Here is a 21485-nt window from a genome sequence, read left to right as displayed (position 1 = left end):
ACCCCGCTCTGCCCTACGTAGTCCGAGACGTTCACACGCCTATCTGCACTCACGCAACATCGTCTCCTCAAGCGTACCAGTGTGTTCTGTCTTCTCGAGTGTTCCGTTCACCACCAATATCGAACCCATCGATCGTCCACGTCGCATCCCCGTCAGGCCGATCTCAGTTGTCCAACACTCGGACTACTGTCTCGATCGTCACCCAGGGGTACCGGCCGTTCCAGCTACACAATACTCGGTCTGCCCTTAAGAAGCAAGATCACTAGACCAAGAGTGTTAGGTACAGGGCAAACATTTATCTGTGAGACGTACGTCTCACACAGTAATGAGTACTGACACCAGTGATGCCGGTGAAGGTAACGGCAACGGTACCAGCAAAATCGACGTCCGGGTTCCAAACCGGCTCCTCGAGGAGATCGACGAGGAGTACGAGCGTCGCGGGTATACCTCACGGTCGGAAGCGATCCGCGACGCACTCCGCGACTGGATTGATCCACCGACGAGGCTCTCTGACGAGACGCTCGAAGAGCTTGAAAAGAGCCGCGAGCAGCGGGAGCAGGGCGAAACGCAATCAGCCGACGATGTTCGCGAGCGCCTCGGCTTGAATGACTGACGTCAAGTACACTGAACAAGCGATCGGCCACCTTGAGAACCTTGACCCGCAAGTCGCCGATCGTGTGATGAATAAAGTCGATGAGGCGACTGACTGGACCGAACACCGACTCGAGCGTCTTTCCGGCTACCCATATTACAAACTTCGCGCCGGCGACTACCGAGCGATCATCACATGGGATCGCGACGACAACGTTCTCATCGTTGAGGCGATTGGTCACCGACGGAACGTGTATGACCGGCACCTTCCCCCATGACGCCTCTTAATGCGAAATTATCGGAGTGAAAAGATTGACTCTTTTGCGGAGTACGACAGACAGTTGTTGAGGAGAGGTACCGTTCAGTGCGCACTCTTGCATAACAAGCTAATGCTGCAGTTCGGATCACCTCAAGAAGACGCCGTGTTGTGTACAGAGGATACACCTAACAGGCTTTACCCGTTGAGCGAGAACGTTACGGTATCGTGCGCGAGTTCGTCTTCACTGTTGAATACGAGAAGGGGGCTGACGAAGTGATGGATCTCTTCATCGAACATCCAGACTTATACGCCCTGTCGATGGAGGTCAATGCGACCAGCGAGGCAGTGTGGGGAATCGACAAAATCGTCGGCCCGGCTACTGTCCTTGACAAACTTGACGGCCGCTTAGAACGCATCGCCAGTGATTCGAATACAACTGGGATGTGTGGTGCGCCCGTGACTGAGTACGAGTACACGATCCTCTCGTTGAACCCGGAGTCACGGAAAATCCATTCACTTCGCCGTGAAGGGGATGGCCCCCGGTCGATTCCACTCGTCGCCGCGAACCATGTCGGCGAGGGGCTAATAATGCGATCGGAGCGTCGTGGCAACCAATTCCGATGGCGTTTACTCATCGACGAGCCTGTAACAGCGATCCACGAAAAAGTTCGTGAGAACCTTCAGGAGGGACTATCGCTGTCCGTCGAACGGCTCGGCACGCCGCCGTGCCTGCTCGAAGACGGTCGTGTCCAGCAAACTCTCACGCCCGAACAGAAGTCGGCACTCGAGGCTGCAATCGAACGCGGGTACTACGAGGAGCCACGGCAGCAGTCGGTCACCGAGATCGCCGCCGACGTGGGTGTGTCGCGTTCGACGTTCCAGTACCGTCTTAACCGGGCTGAAGCGTGGCTGGCACAGCAGTTCGTCGCCGACTCCCTTGATGTCGACCTCGATGTGGATCTCGATCCCGAGGACATCGAATTCATTCAGTAAGCGAGCGCGTCGAACGCCGCGTGGGTTGGAATATGTCGAAATAAATCCCACCACGATGGCTTCCGTAGCTGGTCTCGTATGTCAACGACGGCTGAAGCCAACGTTCAGTTGATTCGCAACGCCACCATCCTCGTGGACGTCGGTGGCACGACGTTCCTCGTCGACCCGATGTTTACACCACAGGGTGAGATGCCGACGGTGACGGACAACCCGGCAATTCCTGACTCACTTACCACGGCGAACCAGGACCGGAACCCACTCGCTCCACTGCCCGAGGTTAACCTATCCTACGACGCCATCGTTGTCACGCACCGCCACCCCTACCACTGGGACGAGGCAGCCAAAGCGGAACTCGACGCCGACGTGGCGCTGTTCTGTCAGCCCGAAGAGGCCGACGCCTTCACCGACGAGGGCTTTACTGACGTCCGCCCCGTCGACGACGAAACCGCGTTCAAGGAAATCACCATTCACCGGACGCCCGGCCGCCACGGCCACGGTGAGCTCGCTGAGGGAATGGGGCCCGTCTCGGGGTTCGTGTTCAAGGCCGATGAGACGGTGTACGTTGCGGGCGACACGATCTGGTACGAGCCGGTCGAAGAAACACTCGATCAGTTCGAGCCCGACACGGTCGTCCTCAATGGCGGTGAGGCCCAGTTCGAGCAGGGCGAGCCCATCACGATGGGCATCGAGGACATTTCTGCCGTCCGTGACGCTACCGATACTACGGTTGTCGTTGTTCACATGGAGGCAATCAACCACTGCTTGCTCACCCGTGACGAACTGCGGTCGGCGACTGAGGATGTTCACGTTCCTGAAGATGGTGAGCAGATCACCCTGTAAGGAGAGAGAATTTACCTGACCACAGGATGTGCTTCGGGTCACGTCCTTTTGAGGGCGACACGGCAGTGTTTCCTTCAGCACTGCATGGCATTTTAAACTGCGCCTGATAATCCATGTGGCTGAAAGGATTAACAGTATTTTGGTCGGTTAATACGCCCACCTACATACCAGCTGATTCACTGGAGTATGGGGGGAGACCAATCTTTGAGAAGAACCTCTGACACCCTGCACTGGGGGAAAGCCCGGCAGCACAGCGAGCTCAAAGAGAGCGAGCGAGCAGCCCGGAACCTGGAGGTGGGCGGGTGCCCGTGGGAGGGCGGTACTGTGCGGTGCGGTCCTCCTCTGCTCGCCGCTCCATACCCACCTCACTCCACTACTCTCATCCTTCCACTATCTCAAACCGCATCGGCTCTCTACCCTCTTCTGTACGGCTTCCGCATCCACGACTTCATCGAACTCCCCCATGCTCGCAGCTGTACTCGGATCGCTCGGCGTAGATCCTGCCGTAGCACCGCCACTTCCGAGTAGTACGATCGCGCACCCCTCGGCAATTCGTGGAACCGTTCCTGGCACTCCAGACACGTGTACTCGAACTCAGCTCGAACTCTGTTCTGGTGCCCCTCGAGCTCGCCCCCTTCGCTGTAGTGGAACTCCTCGTACACGAGCTTCTTCGAGACGAATTTCCGACCATCACACCGCGGGCACTGGTTCATCATCAGCGGCTCGTCCGATCCCTGCCTCGAGACAGTACCCGGTCTCATCGATGCTATCCTGACCTGCTCACCCTCACTACTCTCCTCACCATCCTCGGCTTCGTCCGCTGCAGTGGTATCAGCCTGGCCGTCGTCTTCTGCGTCTTCCTCGCCTGGCGCTGTTCCTTCTTGAACCCAGTCGTCGAATTCCTCGCTCAGGATCTGGTCGTCGTCATCTGCGTCTTCCGTCTGGTGTTGGTCAGTCCAGCTCATATCCCGACTCACCCCTCTCAGGTGGGTGAACAACACCGCTTCGCTATCGTCTAGTCTGACGTCTTCCCTGCCACTCTAAAGGTTTCATAGAACACTTCCCAAGGATTGATTTCACCCATCACGTCGTCGAATTAGCCGATGTGTAGGTCTGCGAATACACCGTTACAAATCATGTTCTGAGGGGTCACAAAGTGCGATACGCACTTTATCGTTAGAGACGCTGACTATCACGACGTTTAACCCGTGTCTTTCAGCAATATTCTGTATGCTTTCCGGGGCATTTTCCGGGTTAGCATTCACAGCAGCACTACCCGGTAGGTAATCGCAAATTCGTATCAAGAGCGACTGGTTCTCACGTTTCAGTTTCCTCTCCCGTGCAATCTTACCGATCAACCACTCCCCGGAGAGTCCCGGTACAGCAGTCTTTCCGCTATCGAACTCGAACCCAGCATAGCCCGCGTCCCGTAGTTCCTTCTTCACCCCTTCCCAATCCATCAGTAGTCGTCTAATCGAGCGATGATGATAACTCCTTGTCCTGTATGTGACGTTCGCCGGGATCAACACAACTGGTACGCGGGCCATTCTATGACAGCATCACTCTACGTACACCACCATCACGATCACCTAGCCTGACGTTCTCCTAGCTGCTCTTCACTCACCACCGCCCTCGAATCCCACCTCACCGTCGACGTCCTCGCCCACGGCCACATTCCTCCTCTCGAGGAGAGCAACCCACACTGTACCACCTCCCCTCCAGGTCCGCTCTATCCCTATCCTCGAGTGCTCTTCCAAACTCCCCGTCACGGCCTGGCTCCTAGCTTGTACGTTCCTCCCACTCTCCCCTCTCCTCAGCTTCATCTCCAGTCCCCTGCTCCAGTCCTCTGCCCCTCCACTCCGATCACCACACTCCTCCCTGATCTCTGCCCTTCACTCGTTCTCTGCACCTCACTCTTTTCTCCCCCTCTCACCTCGAGCACCATCCTCTCTCTATTTCTCCCACCCCTCTTCTTTCTCTATTGGCTCCTCACATTCTGCTCTCCTCTCAACTTTCTATCACATCTATTACCTTGTCTCACACCCCGTCCCCTCCCACCTCTCTACCGCTCTCCACTCTCCCACTGATCGTGTTCTGAAAATGCTTCTCATTCCCCTACCGACCACCCCCTTGTTACTGCCTCTGCCTTCCACCCATTCTACACCCAACTCAATCCCTCCATTCTCGAGTCCGCACACTCCTCCAGACCGAACCTCCAGTTTCTGATATATACACCGTCCCTTGCCCTCTGAACTCGCCACGTCTCACTACCCGTCGCGCACACCTCTCTTTCTGCACAAACCCCCATTCCTTTGGACGATTTTTCGTCATTCACGACCGGTTTTAAGCCCTCAAATCGTTTTAAATTCCCGTTGCGCATATCTAAGGTCGTAACAACACGCGCAACGAGCAAAGATTTCAAGCACAAAAGTCAAAAAACGCGCAACGGGGAGTTTCAGCCACCCAACTCAGCCGATTCTAGATTTCAATGTTCAAATTGAGGAACGACAGAAGAGATAGTTAGATGTCACATTCTTAGAAGAATCCCCCTTATCCGCTGATTTCTCCATCATCAAGGCTCAGATAATGCGCAACGGGATAATATCTCTTAGACAATAGTTGTAATTAATATATTCCATATATCATATTGGTTGAGTAGAATAGCACCAAATCCGGTTTTTTAGATCTTCTGTATGGTTTCGAAAGAAATAGCCTAAAGAGAGGGTTGAATCCGACGTGAGTTTTCTCTATATTAAATGGGGTCGGTTTCCTCGAGTTGGTCGTACATGTCGTCGGGGAATGGGAGGCTGCCATAGATTGAGTAGGGGCACTGCTCTTTCCCGATACAGTACCGTTGCATATCGTCATTATTACAATTCATTGGCAGGGGGGTGTTCCCCTCGGAACCAATGCCACGGTCGCCCCGTCGGGCTTCGTACTTGATCTGGTAGGCAGAGATCTCTGGATCGAACCATGGCCACCGGCTGAACAGATCTTTGAGTTCATCAGTGATCGCGTCGACGGGCTTCTCGCGATATTGCGGAAGCCACATCACCATCCGAACGAGATTGAAGAGGTCTTTTCGGACTGGCTTTTCCTCTTGGAGCCGTTCGTCGAGTGCTGCCAGACAAGGTAATTCAAATAGGTCTTCGAGTTCCGTGATTTCAAGTGGCCGCGATCCACCGCCCGAGTGGCCGATCCGATACGTATTGACGCGGTCACTCCGATCGATCGTCACCGACCGATGTGACGTAGAATTAGCGAGTTTTTTTGCGACACTACGGTGGTTGGACAGTTGCCCCAACTGAGCTTTCTCACCCTCGTTCTCTGGTTCGTATGCCTCGAGCGCGTCGGACAACTCCTGAGCAGTATGAAACTCGCCGATCTGAGTCTGGGGTGACGCTCGCACCGCATTTTGGAGCAGTCGGACGATCTGCTCACCTTGATCCCAGTTTTTCCACACCTTCTCGTACTGGCCGATCTCGAGGGCGTAGTCAGTCCGTTCGGTGATGGCAGTTTCGTGCTCTCGAAGCCACTTGCGTTGTGGTTCACCGAGTTCATCCTCTTGAACTGCCTGTAACCGGCCAAAACACCTCTTGGCGTACGATCGATAGGTGTCATGGAGGTGGTCGAGCGGGACGTAGAGGTGGTTGTTCTTGACCTGTGTCCGAATTTTGCCCTTCTCGTCGCTACTTGTAGCTTCGGTGGATGCTCGCGCGAGACACTTTCGAGAGGCAGCCGCCATTGGGATTTCCACGTAGAGATCGGACTCATTTTCGGCAGTCTCCTCCTCGTCGAATTCGGGCATCGGTTTGACGCCCGTACAAACGCGACCCGGGTGGGGACCGTCCTGACTGGGGCCTTTCGCGTAGAGGACCTCAGCCATCTCTTGGTAGAGCGTCGGATCGTCGTACTCATGCACAAGTGCGAGGAGATTGGTCGCGAACAGCTCGCGGATGTTATGAAGGACTTGATTCCGACGAGGCGGTGTGTCTTCGAAGCGGGGTTGTTCGCTCACGCAAACGGTACTGAGAGTAGCCAACAATACGAGCGTGGCAGGTTCGTCGACGAATGGATACTCGAGCGGACGGTTGCGCTGGGAGCTCTTGAACGCAGCAGTCCCGAACTGTTCGAGATCCGAAAGCAACGTCTCTCGGTCTGGCGTATTATCGACGACGTAGCGGTCGTACCCGCGGGCGAATAGCTGGACGATCTCGTTATCGGTGTAGTTGGTTGGGACCGCTGCAGCGAGGTAGGCATCTCGGTCAGTCTCTCGTGGGTCAATCATGGGTGAGTTCAGTCTCCGTTTCAAGGAACTGTGGTCGGGCTTCCGTTCGGGGATCGAAGGTTGGGCTCTCGATCGGCTGGACGACGCGACAGACGTCAGCGTGCAACGAGTAGGGAACGCGAAGCAGACGACTCCGGTCGGCGGTCACAACGGGATCGATCGGAATCTCATAACGCTCGAGCAGGAGGTCGTTGAGCACTTCTCGGCTTTTCTCGTCGTACCCGTATTCAAGATCCTCATCAAGCAGGTAGACGTGGACGCCTTGACCGGAATAGACGACCATCGTCTCCTCGGCACCAAACACATCCATGAAGATCTCACGCGTTTTGAAGCCATACTCGATTGCACGGTCGATATCCTCAAACGAGTAGGGATACCCCGTCGGGTCGGCGTCACGAATCTCTGTCTCGGCGAGCAACGTGTCGTCACGACTCGCATCTGCTGATTGGATCTCGAGGTCGGTCTCGTCAAGCTCGCGTTCAGCGCGTGCTGTGGCGATATCTTTCGCATCGATATCGACCGCGAGGACCCACGATCGGTCCCAGTTGTCTAACCCGTAGTAGACGCCATCCGAAATCGGATCGCTCTTCTCGAGCAGATCGGGATCAGCCAACATGTACTCACTCCCTTGGAACGGGTCATACCGTGCGGGAGACTGGATAAACGAGACGAGTTCTTCGAAGTTGTTAAAGTTCTGTGAGACTGGCTCGCCATCTGAGGTGGTGCGCCACGTCGGCCGTCGGATGAAGTCTCGGTCAGGTCGCTTCTCTTTGCGGATGGGATGGCGTTCGCGGAAGCTGATCCCGAACTCTTTCGGTGCCGTTGGTGTGATGAACGGCGGCAACTGGTCTACATACTTGGGGAACTCCTCGGTATAGTACGCATAGACCTCGTCACGGGTTGCCTGTCGCCAGGTCATAAGGGTCTACCACCGGTGAATGCGAATGTCATGTCAACAGTCATTTTAACCTCGTTTAAGTCAGCTTCCTGAAGGTGTGGATAGTCGTCATTCCATCGGCTTCGAATCCTTCAACTGCCTCCTGGAGAAGTGAAAATGAGTTAGCTGTTCGACCGCTCACATTCTCAGGGAGACGTTCTGCATCGGCGAGTACATTCACGATCTCGCCAGCGTCGTCACGTGATGGGAATGCCCACACGGCATCCGCGTCGGCCGCAGCCATCTTCTCGTAGTCACTCACAACTGCTTCCGCGTTATTTGACGTCATCTCTACTTCTCCAACCCACACGAGTTCGTCATCAATGTCGAACGCGGCAACGTCGAACACCGTCTCCGAGGACTGCTGGTAGTATCGCTCCACTCGATCGACCGCTTCGAAAGTCTCGAGCCAGCACACCAGGAGTTCGACTCCAACTTTGTGTGGCGTCTTCTCTCCAAGATCACCAATCCCCGGTTGGGCGGTGACCGTCTCATCCAGAAGCTCTCGGCCAGCGGGCAGGACCGTATAGTACGGTCGTCGATCTACTTTCTCTCTTTCGAGCAGTTCGAGTTCGGTCAACACATCAACGTCAACCCCATCAAGGTCCTCTTGCAACTCCTCCATCCCTTCCAACAGCGTGTAATCCGGGAGGTCACGATTCATCGCGTCGAGGACGCGTTTGAGGAAGATCGCGTCGTCTCGCGAGAGCCCCCGCTGCCGGAGTTCATCGTCCGTGACCGGGCACTCCTCTTCGCTCGTGGCCGGGTCGAAGAAGGCGGCTCCATTTGCAACGCCAACTGGATCATCATCGGTGGTCTCCACGTCACTGCTATCATCTCGATCATCGTGCTGATCGTCGGCCCCATCGTCAGGACCGGTCTTCTCGAGCGGCTGCTGGCCGTCTGTATCCTCACTCTCTTCGTCGAACTCCACCGTCACTTCACTCTCATCTTCGTCCAGTGCTGGCGGTGCGCCAGCACGCCGATCTGTGTCGCTCCAATTCGACCACTCCATCGCGTCCTCGTGGGACGGTACGTACAACCCGTATTCGTCTTCAGTCCGCTCAAGTACTTCCGGCAGAAGCTCTTCGTCGAACTGTTGTTGTTCGGCCGCCGTCAATGGCTCGTCGCTTTCTGGGTGCCCGGTTATGATCGGGGGCGAGTGCAAGGTCAACGGCGCTGGTCGCTCCTCACCGAATCCAGGGGAAACGAGTTTCGTGAACCACTCGCCCGCTGCCATCCGGTTGTTCCGGTTCCGGACATCCTCCACAGACAACTCGTCGTGCGTGAACGTCTTCGCGAACCGATCCTTCATCGAGATATCACCAATCAATTTCGTATGCACCTCCGTCAGAAGTTCCTCGTACGCACCATTCCCATTGTGGAACTTCTTGACCTGCTCGGGGTACTGCATGATGAACCCGAGGCTCAGTCCCGACGATCGACCCTGAGGGAGCAGTTGATCGGCGACCAGTTCAGTCGCGACGAACGGTGCAGCCTCTTCCATGATGACGTTGACCACGTTCTCAGGGTTCGTCCGCCGCCGTCGTTGGATCGAATGCCACAAATCACTCAGCATGACTGTGGTGAACCCACGCTGGGCGTCGAGCGTGAGATCGCCGAGGTCGAACAGGATCGTGACATCTTCATCGAGGAACTCACTGAAGTCGAAGTGGGTCTCCTGCTGGTGGAAGCCGTAAAGATCGTCTCCGGTGGATTCGGCTTCGCGACCGGGTTTGTGTCGAAGCATCCAGTGAAGATGGCGATCCTCTTTTAGTTTGTTCAGCCGGTTCATCACCGCCCCCATCGTCGTGTCGAACTGGTTTTCGTCCTTGGCAAACTGTGCGGCGAGTGAATCGTGGATGTCGGCATTGATCTCCGAAACCTCCGGCAGCTCCTGATGATGGTGCATTCGCGTCGCGGCCTCGACGAGATCATCCAACCCGAAGACGTCGTCACCGTGTTTCGGATCGAACAACGCTTGGATCAGGAACGTCAGAATTTCGTTCGCCACGAACGCCCGTTCGTACTTCTCCGCTCCCATGATCATCCGCATCAGCTCGTGGAAGTGGTCGACTTTCTCCTTGACTGCCGTCTCGCGATCGTTCCCCTCGAGCGCTGATCGAATATCGAAGAACGAGATGGCTGGGAGTGTTCCTGGCTCCCGGAAGTAGTACACGTCGTCGAGATTCCCGAATCTCTTGTAGTGAGCCATCAGGTAGTTCTTACACATGTTGTCGCCTTTCGGGTCGAAGAGGACGTTCGGGCCGGGTGTCGTCTCGGCGAGCGAGCGTAACATGTGATACGTGACTTGGCTTTTCCCGCTCCCAGTCGCGCCACAGAGCAACCAGTGGCGCGACTGACGGTTTGGTGGTAACCGAAGCGGGCCCTCGACAGCACTGTTGGCGTCCTGACCGAGGACCATCCCCGTAGTATACTGACGGCGTTGGGCGGTGTCCAACCCGGGGAGGGCCGTGCGACTTTCGGGATTCGCGTGCGTCTCTTTGACCGCCTCGTCGGTGAGATGCTCGGTACTGGGGACAATGACCATGTTGCAGAGCTCGCCGGGATCCAGATGGAGGTCGGGTTCGGAGCGGCTCACCCGCCCACCAGCGACGACCTCACCCTCGAGAAACCGATTAAAACAGCGTCGCGAACGCTTGCGCTGACTGCGCTCGAGAACTCCTTTCTCGTGGAGTTCCTCACCTTCGAGTTTGTAGTAGTCACCGGCAAGCGGATCGAACACGGTACTCAGATTTCTCAGGTCGTGTTCGATTTCGGATGTATCGCTTAGAAACGAGTTCGTAGGGACAGTCACCGCCCGCAGGTTGGTCGTGAACGTATGTCCCCAGTCTTCGTTTTTGATCTCGTCGATGCGCTTAGATCGAGATTCACTGAGTGACTCTGACCGCGATGAGGACGACTCGGTGTTCTTTGGACCGCGTACAAACTCTTGAAAGGCCACGGCGATTTCACCAGCCAACGTATCGCGTCCTTGTTCGATTTCGTTGATGTGGTATTCACCCTCTTTCGTCAGATCGGGCTCGCCTTCGAACGCGGCCTGGAAGACGATCGGGTGATCCGTGCTTGCAAAATGATCGATCAGCACGGTCAGCGGCGCGTGTGAGGTCGCCTTTGACCGATCGTCCTCACCCATCTGCCCATCGAACTTCTTGATCGCCGCCATCGGATCTCCACTGCCGGTCCACCGCAACCCATACGGTTCAACCTCATCCGGATGGGGGCGCGCAAGCACACCCTCACCAGTATCGACTGGCGTCTCGAGGGAGAACGTGAGCGACCCTGGATCGCGGTTTTCTGCGTTCTCTTTCGCACGGAGTGCATCGAGGTCAACACTCGGGAGTTGCGTGCCGAGTGGGTGACTGGAATCAGGATCAGAACCTTCTGTATCGAACGCCTCTGTACTGATGCTCTCGTCGCCGATCTCATCTCGATCGACCTGCTCGCTCATGGTCGTCGCTCCTCCATCAGCAAGCGTCGGTTTGGAGCCACGGACACGAACGAGTGCCTCGACTTCAGCCGGCGTACACTGGAGGGTGCCGTTCTCGAGGGCGCTTTCGAACTCGTCGTAGGAGTACTGCTGGGGCGCGACGAGTTTCTCCGCAAAGTCGACCGTGACTCGCTCGAGTTCTACCGTGTCGGGATAGGCCGATTTGAGTCGGTCGTAGAGCGTGGAGAGGTGTTGCTCACAGGTGTAGTAGAATTCGATCGGCGAATCCGTCCCGTCGCTGTAAATCACAAACTCAAACGTGAGCAGGTCGGGCTCCGAAAACGGATTGAGTCGCTGCCACCACGACTGGCCGCCTCGTTGGACATCGTGCAAGGGACGGATCTGGTTGATGACTTCCTGTGGTGGTCGCTCGCCCGTCGATGGAACAACGCGAATGTACTCTTGCTTGCGCTCGAGTGGCGAGCCAGCGGACGCCTCAAGTTCGAGCAATCGTTCGTGAAGCTCTGTTGGGTTCTCGATCGCCCAACACTGGAGTTCGGGCGACGTGTGGTCGAACGTACTGAACGTGACGGTGCCAGACGACAACAGCTGGCCGAGAGGGGACTGATGAAAAGTGGTGTCGACGACACGATCGAGCGGGAGTTTCGTGAACCCATCGCCACGAATTCCCCGCGTGCGAACGTAGAGTGTCTCCGACGTGAGGACGTACGTCGTGCGAAGCGCCTGAACAATCGGACGCACGCTGATCGCGACGCCTACCAGACCAACCAAGAGCGGAACAGCACTCAACCACCAGAGTGGAATCTCGGCAGTGATGAGCTCCGTCTCGAGCGTGTAGGGCTCGAGTCCGATGAGCGACGGTCCTGTTGTGACCCCGACGATGCTCTCGGTCGCCAGAGCAAGCGCGACCGCCACGAAGACGAGTGTGACCAGATACGTCCGAAGGCCGCCTCGAAGCAGTGGCGTGCCCGTCCACTCCACGTCCAAGTCGGAGACCTGCCTCACTTGCTCGTCCTCTGCAACAATCCACTCAAAGGATTCGGCGTCTATATCGGGGGTACTCTCGGTTTTCTCAGTCGTCTGCATCGGTTGTCACCTCCGTGGTCGAGGAGGGGTCTCCAGTTGCTGTCTCCGGTTCACACATCGTGCTGGCAGCATCAGCCCAATCGTCAAGCAGCGTGAGCGGGATCGACGTCTCCTCTGAAAGTGACTCAGTATCTGCCACAGCGAGCTCGCCAACCGTCTCGATACCCGCTTCGGCGAGATATCCTGCGTACGTCTCGCCGACTCCAGAGATCGTGGTGAGATCGTCGCCTCGATCTTCTGCCGTTTCAGCACGCGAATCCTCTGCTCCCTTCTCATTCGGTTCCTCTATCGCTTCTTCATGCGGTTCCTCCGCTCCCTCATCTGCAGCTGTTGTCGCTTCTTGACCGGCCTCAGCAGTCTCACCAGCGTCCATCTCGTGGTATTCGGTCTCCACACCGGCTCGCTCCCGATCGGCGTGTTCGATGACTGCCTCGTCGGTTTCGGACTCATTGTCGATCTCATCCAGATCCACCTCCTCGAGCAACGATTCCGGGATATCGTAGTCGTCGAGCCGGTCCTCTGCGGCAAGGAATCTGGCGTCGTCGGCGTCGATATACCGGTTTTCGACGAGATACTCCCACGGGTCGAGATCATCGTCGAGGACGGAGACTTCGTAGTCGTTCACGTGGAGTGCAAGTGGTTTCGACCACTCATTGACTTCGAGCAAAAATTCCGAGTAACCCCCGTCTTCGCCAGTCTGAGCCGTCGTCAGGAACGTTTTCTCGGAAGGGGTGAGATCGTGGAAGTCGATCATATCTTCGGAGACCGACTCGTGGTGGAAGATTTGCTTGATATCGCAGAGATTGTAGACGTTGCGCGCTTTCTCGGCGGCCTCCTTGGACTGGTCGTCCGACTGGGCGACGAACTCATCGACAGTCTGGGAGATGAGCGTGATTGCCGTGTTGAAGTGGCGACTGTGCCGGATGAACAGATCGATCATATCTGTCGTCGCCTCCCGCCGCAACAGATAGTGCGCCTCGTCGATCGTCACCTGCGTCCGCCGGTCGTGATCGCTGGCCGCTCGCTGGTAGATCCAGTCGAACATCACGTGCATGAACAATGGTGCCTGCCCCGTGTCGGCAAACATCGACATGTCGATCACGACCAGTCGATTGTCGAGTTCGACGTTTGTCCGGCCGGTCAGGTTGTCGTTCTCGCCGCCTTTCTGGAACGCCTCGAGACCCAGCAGCAATTGGTAGGCGTACTGCTCGTCGCCATCTCGAAATCGTGTCTCGAGCTGGTCAATCTCGGGCCAGATCCGCTCGTCGTTCGCATCCTCGTGCAGTTCCAGGAATTCCGATGGCAGGCCACCGTCTGCGATCTCCGCGAGGATATCAAGGAGGTCCTTGATCGTCGGACTCGTGTTCTCGTGGGTCGCCGTCTCTTCCGTAATGCCGTACTGGAGGTAGGCAAGTCGGACCGCTCGCCGTAGGATCCCCACCTGTTCCTTGCTTAACGACTGCTCAGCCACCGCCGAGAAATGGATGCGAAACAGCTCCATCACCGAGCGCAATTTCTTCTTAAACGGGTCATCCACAGCGTCGTCGATACCGCGCTGGATCTCAAGGGGATTGACTGTGTTATCACCGCCAAAGCGGATCACTTGCCCACCAAGATCGTTCGCGAAGTCGACGAAATCTGCAAGCGGATCGAGAACCAGCATCTCGATCTCGGGATCCATCATCAACCGATGGTACATCTCGTGTTTCTCGGCGAACGTCTTTCCGGAGCCCATTGTGCCCGCAATCGCTTTCGAGTACGAGGAGAGCTCGTATCTGTCGAGGATTACGGGTGTGTCCGTCGTATCAAATCCATAGAATATCCCCTCGGGGTCGGTAATCACCGGCTCGATAAACGGAAACATCGTGCCGATGGCGGTCTCCTGCATCAACTGAGTCGACTTGATCGAATCGTCACCGAGCGGGCCGAGTGCGTCCTGTGATTCGACTTGCCGTTTCTCGAGGGGGACTGCTTCTGCGTTCGCAGTACTGAGCAAATCAACGACGCGTTCGGTTGCCTCGTTGAGTTCTTGTTCGGTGTCGGCGACCACTTCGATGTAGATCGCGAAGTCGAACAGCTTCGTCTCCCCGAGGATGATGTCCCAGATGAGATCCTGGACCATGTCCCGGTCGGCCTCCTCTTCGTGGGTGTCGGTCTGGCTCTTCTCGTGTTTCTTGTGGAGGCGAGCCCGTAACTGGGTGAGGCGTTTCTGCAATTTACGGAGGACGGAACCGGTATCGCGTGGCTGGATATGTTGGGTGACCCGAATGTGATCGTTCGTCGTATACAGTTCATCGAGCCAGCCCAAGGGGACGCGTTCGGGGTAGCCGTGGATCGTTAGCGTACGGACGAACTTGTCGTTGCGGATCATGTACCCCGATTCGAAGAAGTTGGAGACCTCTTTCAGCTTTCGTGGGGCGATAATATCCCGGTCGGCGAGCGACTGTTCGGTGTCGTCCTGGACGACCCCAAGTCGGAACTCACCTTCGTCGACTTCCTCGAGTTCGAGGAGATGCTCGGCTTGCTCGCGGATGTTTTCCTTGGTGAGGTCGTCGCCGTTGGCCTCGACGATCGCTGCTGCCCGGTCGAACGTCTCGTCATCGATCTCCTTGAGCGTGTGCTTACTACCCGAGGTGAGACGAGAACGAAGCCCTGAGAGAAGCCCCATCAGTACTCTCCCTCCGTCTTGGTCGCTTGATTGAACTTCTCGAACTGTGGGTCGACGTGGTTGTAGTAGTGGTACAGGATTTCCATGGTCTCCTGACGGTCGGTTACCTGGTCGATCGAGACCTCCGTCCGGCCGAGCTTGTTTGTAATCCGGCGCTGTCGCTGTCTCACTTCACGAATGCAGAGCTCAGTTCGTGCGTCTTCGTGTGACTCGCCGAACGGCGTGTGAGCAAGTACTCGCGAGCAGGCAGCACCGATGAGCGGGAGATCGCCAAGCTGGCTCAGAACGCTTCCCGTGTCGAGATTCTTGTGGACCTGATCGGCGTCGACGCGTGTGACGATGTAGAAATCGCGTTGTTTGAGGTCGGCGTCTGTGATCCGGTCACTCGCCCACTGGATGTAGAACTTCCGTCCGTACTGGAGTATCGGCGTCTCTTCTCGAGCAGTCGTACTCGACGATGCCGTGTAGAAGCGCTCGAGATGCCCCGTAAGGTCAAACGTTTTCGGGTAGCAGGGGACGGCCACGCTGAACTCGAGCGACATGAGGAAAGACATGTACGCGCTCATCGTGTCGTGTCTGGCCTGTTCACTGAGCGAGAGCCAGTTCTGCGGATGGACTTTCAAGAGGCCGATGTAGCTGTCGCCGTCGACGGCGATACCATCCTCCCGGACGTAGTCGAAGCTGAGTGTCTCCTGGGTCGTTGTCGATCCACCAAGACGATCCTTGAGGTCGAAGTGATCACGCGCTCGGGAGCGCTCTCGAGCGGTTGGGAGGTCCGTGTCGATATCGTCAAGGAATTTGTCGAGTGCTCGCAGGACCTCGAGGTCGGACTCGGGTGTGGGCGGCGTGTGATCACTGCTGGCAGTCGGCTGGACAACGGGCTCCTCGTCCTCTTCGTGTGATTCTGGGGTTGTTTCGGTAGCTGTCTCGTCGGTGGGTGCAGTTCCCATTGTCGATCACCGTCCGTCGGCTTCCGCTTCCTGCTCGGCTTCGATCGTCTCGATATCGAGGCCAGCCTGCCGAACGTAGACGACGTCCTGGGCGACGGGCGTCTCTGGTTCGGGTCGCGTTCTCCGGTTGTGGTACTCGTTCGAGCCGAGATAGTACTCGGCGGCGGCACGAGCATAGCTGATGGGTCGTTGGCCGGCAGGGGAAACCAGCAAAACGAGGATGCCGATGGCGAGTCCGATCCCGCCGGCACCCAGGAACAGTGTCCCAGTGAAGCCAAGGCTTTGGGCGATACCCATGGCCAGGAACGGAACCACGAGAACCTCGCCAGCTTCTCGGGCGGTCAACCCGAAAACCAACTTCGTATTAACGACACGCCCTGCGATTGGGAATGTTTCCATAGACAATCTGTACGTCTTAGGGATATCTAGTTAAAAGTTACCCCCGGTTTTGATATTCCAATGACGTACCGGTTTTGAACGATCTTGCGGTCCCAACCTACCTCTTGCTGGGCACGGTCTCAAGACTGTTGGTCTGGCTGGTCTGGGAGCGACATGTGGAGATCCTCGAGCGTGAGTTCGTCAGCGTCGCGTTCGGCGGCACGCATCGCGGCGTCGTCGATAATCCCGACGATATCTGCGCTACTGAGTCCCTCTGTCTGCTCGGCCATCTTCCTGGATGCGTTGTTGTCAAGGCCCGTCGGCAGTTCGTCGAGCCGGACGCGGAAAATGGCCGCTCGAGCGTCGCGATCTGGAAGGCCGAGTTCGTACTGCTGGTCAAAGCGACCCCGGCGAGTAGCCGCCTCATCAAGGAGTTCAGCGCGGTTCGTGGCTGCGATTACGAGGTAATTCGGATCGTCGGCGTCCAGATGGGCAAGGAACTCATTGACCACCTGAGCGTGCTCGCGGTGAAGATCGTTGTCGCGCGACGCGAGGAGTGCGTCGATCTCGTCGATAAAGATGACGCATCGATCGAACTGTGCAGCCTCCGCAAACAGTTGGTTGACCTGCTTGGTGGACTCATTGACCCAGCGCGATTTGATATCGCCCGCCGAGAGCTCGAGATACGGGTGGTCGAGTTCGCCGGCGATGGCTCGAGCGAACAGCGTCTTGCCTGTCCCTGGAGGACCGTAGAAGAGAATGCCGTTCGGTGGGGAGATGTTGAAGCGTTCGTAGGCGGCATCCAGCCGGGTCAGCGGACGGATCACCGAGCGCTCGACCTCCGTTTTGAGTGGCTCCATCCCACCAACGTCCGCAAATCTTGTGTCAGGCGCAGACTGCCAGCCGTATTGGAGTTGAGAAGGAGTGGGCTGTTCTTGAGCCGCTCCATCGCTGGAGTGGGACGTCTTAGGTTTGGTCTCGGCTTTCTCTCTCTGGGCAGCCGCGTCCAGTGCGGCTGTCTGCTCCCCTTCTCCCGTCGCGATTTTCTCATCGAGAAGTTCTACGGTGGTTCCAATACTCACAGATAGCATCAGTGGAACACACGCGAGCCAACTGGCTCCCATGTACCAAAAGTTATCAAACATAGAAGAGACTCGGAGCGGAGCAAGGATGCTTGCGAAAGCGGGCCAGTTATTCTCCCAAGCAGGGAGAAACCACACCGCTGTCAATATCGCTGTTCCAATGAAAGTTCCAACCAGCCAGATCCGATCCGCTTGTTCGGGCTTCTCACCATGAAGTGGGTAGAGACCACCAGTCAGCAGAAGTGCAGTAAATGGGGTCGCCATCCAAATCACAGGGATTGCAATTAGCGCTATAATTGGATCGGAAAAATACGCTACAATCCAAACGATTCCAAGTGGAACAATGACATAATTCGCAGTAAAGAGGCTGAGAGAAATGATGCCAACAACGACTTTCTTCAGGACATTCTTGGGTTGAGATGTTCTGTCCATCTTCCGTTAGTTATTGTTGTTGTCGTATTCGTCCAGTGGCTGTTGACTTGATTCCGGGTCTGGAGATGTGTCGGCGGCGTTGTTGCTGGCTTCGACTGTGCCACTACTAGTCGATTGTTGAGTTGACGTGTCGATAACGGGGTTTTCCCGATAGCGTTCCAACCCGGCCGCCGCCCACTCGGTCGGGGATTCGTGAAGATTTCGAGGTCCGTAGGAGACACCAGCTTTCACGTCCGAAGCTGCGCGTTTTCCACCTCTCTTCGCACCAGATCCTATTTTATTACTTCCGCTCACATATCTATCCGGGATTTTCGACGCGGCTGCACTCCCAACTGCTGCTTTCGTTTGGCCGACGCGTGATCCTACTCTACTGGCAGCACTGCTCGCCCTTCCACCTATCTTTCTGTCGCCCCATCTGGCCCCTCTCGCTCCTCCGTACCTCGCCTGCTCCATCAGTGCAGTACGTCTCGATTTCCCACCCGATTGGCCCATTGAAGAGGTCTGAGCTTGCGACCTCGAGCTGCTCTTTGCACTCCGACCAAGACCTCTCGGCGACATCCCTGCCATCATGGCAGCTTTGAGGCCGACGAGTGCGGGGGCGAGCAGTCCGATCAGCCAGAAGAGCATTGCTTCGATGAGTTCGCCAAACTCCGCCTCAGTTACTTCCTCTCCCTCAACGGCGACATCCGAATACGCGCCGACGGCTGCCGCACCTGTTTGTAGTAGCCCCGCCATCACGATCCCTGCAAGCAGCATGTACGCTGTCGCCCGCAGGAGCGTTTTTGCGATCGCCGAACTGTGGCGGAGTGGGCCGAAATCCAGGTAGAGCATGGCTCCGAGAACGGGGAGCAGGATGAACGTCGCGTTGAACAGGAACTCCCGGAACACAAAGACCCCGAGAGCGAGCAAAATGCCTGCGACGGAGACCGAGCTGATTATAATCCCGCCGATGATCGCCCCCGCACCCAGCGAAGCTGCCCCTTCAAATCCAGCCTCGAGCACTTCGGGGCCAAACGCGTCGCCGTAGTCGTTGGTGTAAATGTGCAGGATGATCGCGTTCGTAAGGAGCAACCCAAAGTGCATGATCTGACGACCGACGGCGACGAAGATGATTGTTTTCAGCGTTTTCCAGATCAGCATGAAGTTCGTCACTTCCCGCTGATCGGAGAACGGAGCGGAGGCTATCCCAGCCATGAAGACAATCACCAGTAGTTGAGGGAAAATTGCCAGATTATGCTCGAAGGCACCCTGCATTGCCGGATCGTTGTAGGGGCTATCGAAGATGATGAACGACTGCATCCCGCCCGCAACGAGGGTGGTAATGAACCCCAGAATACCGGTCAAAATATAGATGAAGAAGTCGGCGACCCAGTCGCCGACGAACGCGACGGTTATAGCGAGATCGCCACCTGGAAGGGCGGCGAGGCTCTTCTGGGCCAATCCCACGATACTGGGATCAGCGCCTTCTATCATACCTTTGATCGAAACGGGCAGCCTGGGAATGGTCATTGGTTTAGTGGGTTCTCTGTCGTGGTCGTTAGCGCGGAAGCTGTGGAGTGGGTGTTTGCCCACACTGTGCTGGCTCGAATTCGAACAGTCATTTGTTTGCACCTCGCATGTACGCGAACGGAATGTACAAAATCACGAAGGCGATGATCGAGACGAACGCTCCAGTGAAGCTCATCAACAGCTGGTAGATGTTGAACGCCTCTGGCTGGAATGTGGCCTCCGTCTCAGCTGGACTGTAGTACACCTCTTCCGCTGGATCGGTCTCGCCCGTGAACGACGCCCTCACGTAGAGGTCACTCCGTTCGACGACTGCAGTTCCGTCCGAGTCGGTCGTCACCTGTCCCTGGGCAGCACCGTGGAGCCAGAGTGTCTCGTCGGCAAGCGCCTCGCCGCTATCTTCCTCGAACAGGTGGAACTGTGCGTGCGTGTCGTTGAGGGTCTCCGTCTCGAGCTGGACGTCGCGCTCCTGGACGGTCTGTGTCGACACCGGGATCGGGTCGTCGTGGATATCGCGAACCTCTGTGACCGGTTGCTCTGCGTTCTTGATGATGAGCGTATTCTGTCCACGCGGGTTGACCGAGGAGAGATTGACGTTCTCATCGAGTGGTGCTGGCTCAGATGCGACACTGAAGCTGTCCGAACTAGCTAATTCTGGTGGGTTCGCAAGGTTGGTTGGTTCTCCCTCAAGCGTGGGGGTATCTCGCTGTGCGGCGAGTTGCTTCTCGAGGACATTGGGGAATGCCTCCTGGTGGGTCTCTGACGCGAGTGGCTGTTGCTCGAGCGTCTCATTCAGTATCGACTCGTCTGTCGAGGTGTCGTTGCCCGCTGACAGTGTCTCGTTCAGCACTGACCCAGTCTCGTTGAACATGTTTTGATCCGGCGAGATCGTCAGATTGTCTTCTGGCGGGTGGCCTCGCGTGGCAGTCTCGTACTGGCGCTGGGAGTAGACGCCCCAGATATTCTCGATCTTTCCGGCGTCTTCGGCGAACGTCGCCGTGCTCCAGAGTCGCCGGTCTTGGAGTGTCTCCGGCCCATCGAACTCGAGGATAATCCGGTCGAGGCTTCCATTCGATTCGACGACCGTCTGGTCAATCGAAAGCTCTTGATTCGTCGTGACGGCAACAGGAGCTTCGTCTTGGACCGTGTGGGAGATGTTCAGCGTGTCGGTATCGGTTGTATCCTCCCCCCAGCCACTATCGTCAAGTTCGTAGATGGACTCCTCGAGTGCAAGCGTCGTGGTGATTGTCGCCTCCACCTCCATCGTTGTCGGCCCACTCGCGTCCGCGTCCGCGTAGTCGATCTCGTGGGGCGTCTCTGAATCGCCACTCCACGACTGGGACCCAATCTCGAGTGTGCGGTCGACCTCCTGATCGAGGAGTGTAACGTTGAGACAGGTTCGCGTCGCATTGGTCGTGGTGCAAGTCCCCTCTGGAATGCGAGTCGTGTAATCAACGTAGGCGAAGACCGTCCCATCCTCCGGTACCAGCAGTAATTCACTCTCGGTGTCGTCTTGGTCATCCGCGTCCGACTCGAGATGGGTCTGGGTCCCTTTTTCGGATCCAAGGATCGTTATGTGAGCGTCTTCAACGAACGTACCGTTCGAGCGGTCCGAATCTGGAAACCAGAGACTCGTCGACTCGTTGCGCTCGATCGACTCGAGTTGCTCGAGGCGGTACTCATTCAGTGTCTGCTGATCCGATCCGACCTGATACGGGGGTTGGGTCGTCGAGTAGTAGAAATCGCGGATCTGACTCAGCTCTGCTACCGAGATATTCTCTTCTTCATTGACTTCCACCAGGTCTGGGAGCACGAACGGTGGGTGTTCGCCAGCCTTGGGATCCGGTTTATCAGAGATAAAGACGTCTGTTTCGTTGGCCGTCGTCTCCGCGGTGGACATCGTCGCCACACCGCTAATTGACAGTATCAGGGTGACAACGAGCAGCAGTCCAAGCGACAATCGCTGGCCATCCATTCGTGGGTGTGGGGTGAAAGGGGGTCGA

Annotated in this window: 16 protein-coding genes; 4 read left to right on the top strand and 12 right to left on the bottom strand. The window is 56.7% G+C overall.

Annotated elements, in window-relative coordinates; all coding sequences use genetic code 11:
• Window positions 1-325: 325 nt before the first annotated feature.
• The 4 genes from C480_RS17785 to C480_RS17770 all read left to right on the top strand — a co-directional run bounded on the left by C480_RS17785 (window position 326) and on the right by C480_RS17770 (window position 2683).
• Window positions 326-613 (top strand): ribbon-helix-helix domain-containing protein, encoded by a 288-nt coding sequence (locus C480_RS17785; RefSeq protein WP_006667013.1) that lies wholly within the window; start codon window positions 326-328, stop codon window positions 611-613.
• On the top strand, window positions 606-869 hold the full coding sequence (locus tag C480_RS17780; RefSeq protein WP_006111185.1) for a type II toxin-antitoxin system RelE family toxin: 264 nt from the start codon (window positions 606-608) through the stop codon (window positions 867-869). Before C480_RS17785 ends, C480_RS17780 begins: the two co-directional genes overlap by 8 nt.
• 206 nt (window positions 870-1075) lie before the next feature.
• Window positions 1076-1843 (top strand): helix-turn-helix domain-containing protein, encoded by a 768-nt coding sequence (locus C480_RS17775; protein WP_049903923.1) that lies wholly within the window; start codon window positions 1076-1078, stop codon window positions 1841-1843.
• A gap of 78 nt (window positions 1844-1921) precedes the next feature.
• On the top strand, window positions 1922-2683 hold the full coding sequence (locus C480_RS17770) for an MBL fold metallo-hydrolase (protein WP_006667011.1): 762 nt from the start codon (window positions 1922-1924) through the stop codon (window positions 2681-2683).
• 413 nt (window positions 2684-3096) lie between these two features.
• Here the strand turns inward: C480_RS17770 and C480_RS17765 are convergent, their stop codons facing one another.
• The 12 genes from C480_RS17765 to C480_RS17715 all read right to left on the bottom strand — a co-directional run bounded on the left by C480_RS17765 (window position 3097) and on the right by C480_RS17715 (window position 21382).
• Entirely contained in the window at window positions 3097-3648 is a 552-nt protein-coding gene (locus tag C480_RS17765) for a hypothetical protein (RefSeq protein WP_006667010.1), read from the bottom strand.
• A gap of 162 nt (window positions 3649-3810) precedes the next feature.
• Window positions 3811-4143 (bottom strand): hypothetical protein, encoded by a 333-nt coding sequence (locus C480_RS17760; RefSeq protein WP_006667009.1) that lies wholly within the window; start codon window positions 4141-4143, stop codon window positions 3811-3813.
• Between the two features lie 156 nt (window positions 4144-4299).
• A complete protein-coding gene (locus tag C480_RS23145; RefSeq protein ID WP_006667008.1) occupies window positions 4300-4506 on the bottom strand; it encodes a hypothetical protein in 207 nt (68 codons plus the stop codon).
• Between the two features lie 929 nt (window positions 4507-5435).
• The gene (locus tag C480_RS17755) at window positions 5436-6971 is read right to left on the bottom strand and encodes a primase-associated protein (protein WP_006667007.1); all 1536 of its coding nucleotides are present in this window, start codon (window positions 6969-6971) and stop codon (window positions 5436-5438) included.
• The gene (locus C480_RS17750) at window positions 6964-7890 is read right to left on the bottom strand and encodes a bifunctional DNA primase/polymerase (protein ID WP_006667006.1); all 927 of its coding nucleotides are present in this window, start codon (window positions 7888-7890) and stop codon (window positions 6964-6966) included. Before C480_RS17750 ends, C480_RS17755 begins: the two co-directional genes overlap by 8 nt.
• Before the next feature lie 55 nt (window positions 7891-7945).
• Entirely contained in the window at window positions 7946-12466 is a 4521-nt protein-coding gene (locus C480_RS17745) for a type IV secretion system DNA-binding domain-containing protein (RefSeq protein WP_006667005.1), read from the bottom strand.
• Window positions 12453-15134, bottom strand: coding sequence for a helix-hairpin-helix domain-containing protein (locus C480_RS17740; protein WP_006667004.1), 2682 nt, complete (start codon window positions 15132-15134; stop codon window positions 12453-12455). The genes C480_RS17745 and C480_RS17740 overlap by 14 nt, the downstream gene beginning before the upstream one ends.
• Entirely contained in the window at window positions 15134-16084 is a 951-nt protein-coding gene (locus tag C480_RS17735; RefSeq protein WP_006667003.1) for a hypothetical protein, read from the bottom strand. The genes C480_RS17740 and C480_RS17735 overlap by 1 nt, the downstream gene beginning before the upstream one ends.
• A gap of 6 nt (window positions 16085-16090) precedes the next feature.
• On the bottom strand, window positions 16091-16483 hold the full coding sequence (locus C480_RS17730; RefSeq protein ID WP_193787813.1) for a hypothetical protein: 393 nt from the start codon (window positions 16481-16483) through the stop codon (window positions 16091-16093).
• 119 nt (window positions 16484-16602) lie between these two features.
• On the bottom strand, window positions 16603-17322 hold the full coding sequence (locus tag C480_RS17725) for an ATP-binding protein (RefSeq protein ID WP_006667001.1): 720 nt from the start codon (window positions 17320-17322) through the stop codon (window positions 16603-16605).
• 660 nt (window positions 17323-17982) lie between these two features.
• Window positions 17983-19548 (bottom strand): hypothetical protein, encoded by a 1566-nt coding sequence (locus tag C480_RS17720; protein ID WP_241433863.1) that lies wholly within the window; start codon window positions 19546-19548, stop codon window positions 17983-17985.
• Between the two features lie 25 nt (window positions 19549-19573).
• Entirely contained in the window at window positions 19574-21382 is a 1809-nt protein-coding gene (locus tag C480_RS17715) for a hypothetical protein (RefSeq protein WP_049903926.1), read from the bottom strand.
• Window positions 21383-21485 lie beyond the last annotated feature (103 nt).

The organism is Natrialba aegyptia DSM 13077 (genome assembly GCF_000337535.1).
Lineage (GTDB): Archaea > Halobacteriota > Halobacteria > Halobacteriales > Natrialbaceae > Natrialba > Natrialba aegyptia.
Note: the sequence above shows the minus strand (reverse complement) of the source record. Positions and strands in the feature narration are given on the sequence as shown.

Bases quoted from the DNA above. Each gene is read 5' to 3' on its own strand.
- C480_RS17785 (WP_006667013.1), top strand. From the start codon at position 326: ATGAGTACTGACACCAGTGATGCCGGTGAAGGTAACGGCAACGGTACC.
- C480_RS17780 (WP_006111185.1), top strand. From the start codon at position 606: ATGACTGACGTCAAGTACACTGAACAAGCGATCGGCCACCTTGAGAAC.
- C480_RS17770 (WP_006667011.1), top strand. From the start codon at position 1,922: ATGTCAACGACGGCTGAAGCCAACGTTCAGTTGATTCGCAACGCCACC.
- C480_RS17765 (WP_006667010.1), bottom strand. From the start codon at position 3,648: ATGAGCTGGACTGACCAACACCAGACGGAAGACGCAGATGACGACGAC.
- C480_RS17760 (WP_006667009.1), bottom strand. From the start codon at position 4,143: ATGGATTGGGAAGGGGTGAAGAAGGAACTACGGGACGCGGGCTATGCT.
- C480_RS23145 (WP_006667008.1), bottom strand. From the start codon at position 4,506: ATGAAGCTGAGGAGAGGGGAGAGTGGGAGGAACGTACAAGCTAGGAGC.
- C480_RS17755 (WP_006667007.1), bottom strand. From the start codon at position 6,971: ATGATTGACCCACGAGAGACTGACCGAGATGCCTACCTCGCTGCAGCG.
- C480_RS17750 (WP_006667006.1), bottom strand. From the start codon at position 7,890: ATGACCTGGCGACAGGCAACCCGTGACGAGGTCTATGCGTACTATACC.
- C480_RS17745 (WP_006667005.1), bottom strand. From the start codon at position 12,466: ATGCAGACGACTGAGAAAACCGAGAGTACCCCCGATATAGACGCCGAA.
- C480_RS17740 (WP_006667004.1), bottom strand. From the start codon at position 15,134: ATGGGGCTTCTCTCAGGGCTTCGTTCTCGTCTCACCTCGGGTAGTAAG.
- C480_RS17735 (WP_006667003.1), bottom strand. From the start codon at position 16,084: ATGGGAACTGCACCCACCGACGAGACAGCTACCGAAACAACCCCAGAA.
- C480_RS17730 (WP_193787813.1), bottom strand. From the start codon at position 16,483: ATGGAAACATTCCCAATCGCAGGGCGTGTCGTTAATACGAAGTTGGTT.
- C480_RS17725 (WP_006667001.1), bottom strand. From the start codon at position 17,322: ATGGAGCCACTCAAAACGGAGGTCGAGCGCTCGGTGATCCGTCCGCTG.
- C480_RS17715 (WP_049903926.1), bottom strand. From the start codon at position 21,382: ATGTCCACCGCGGAGACGACGGCCAACGAAACAGACGTCTTTATCTCT.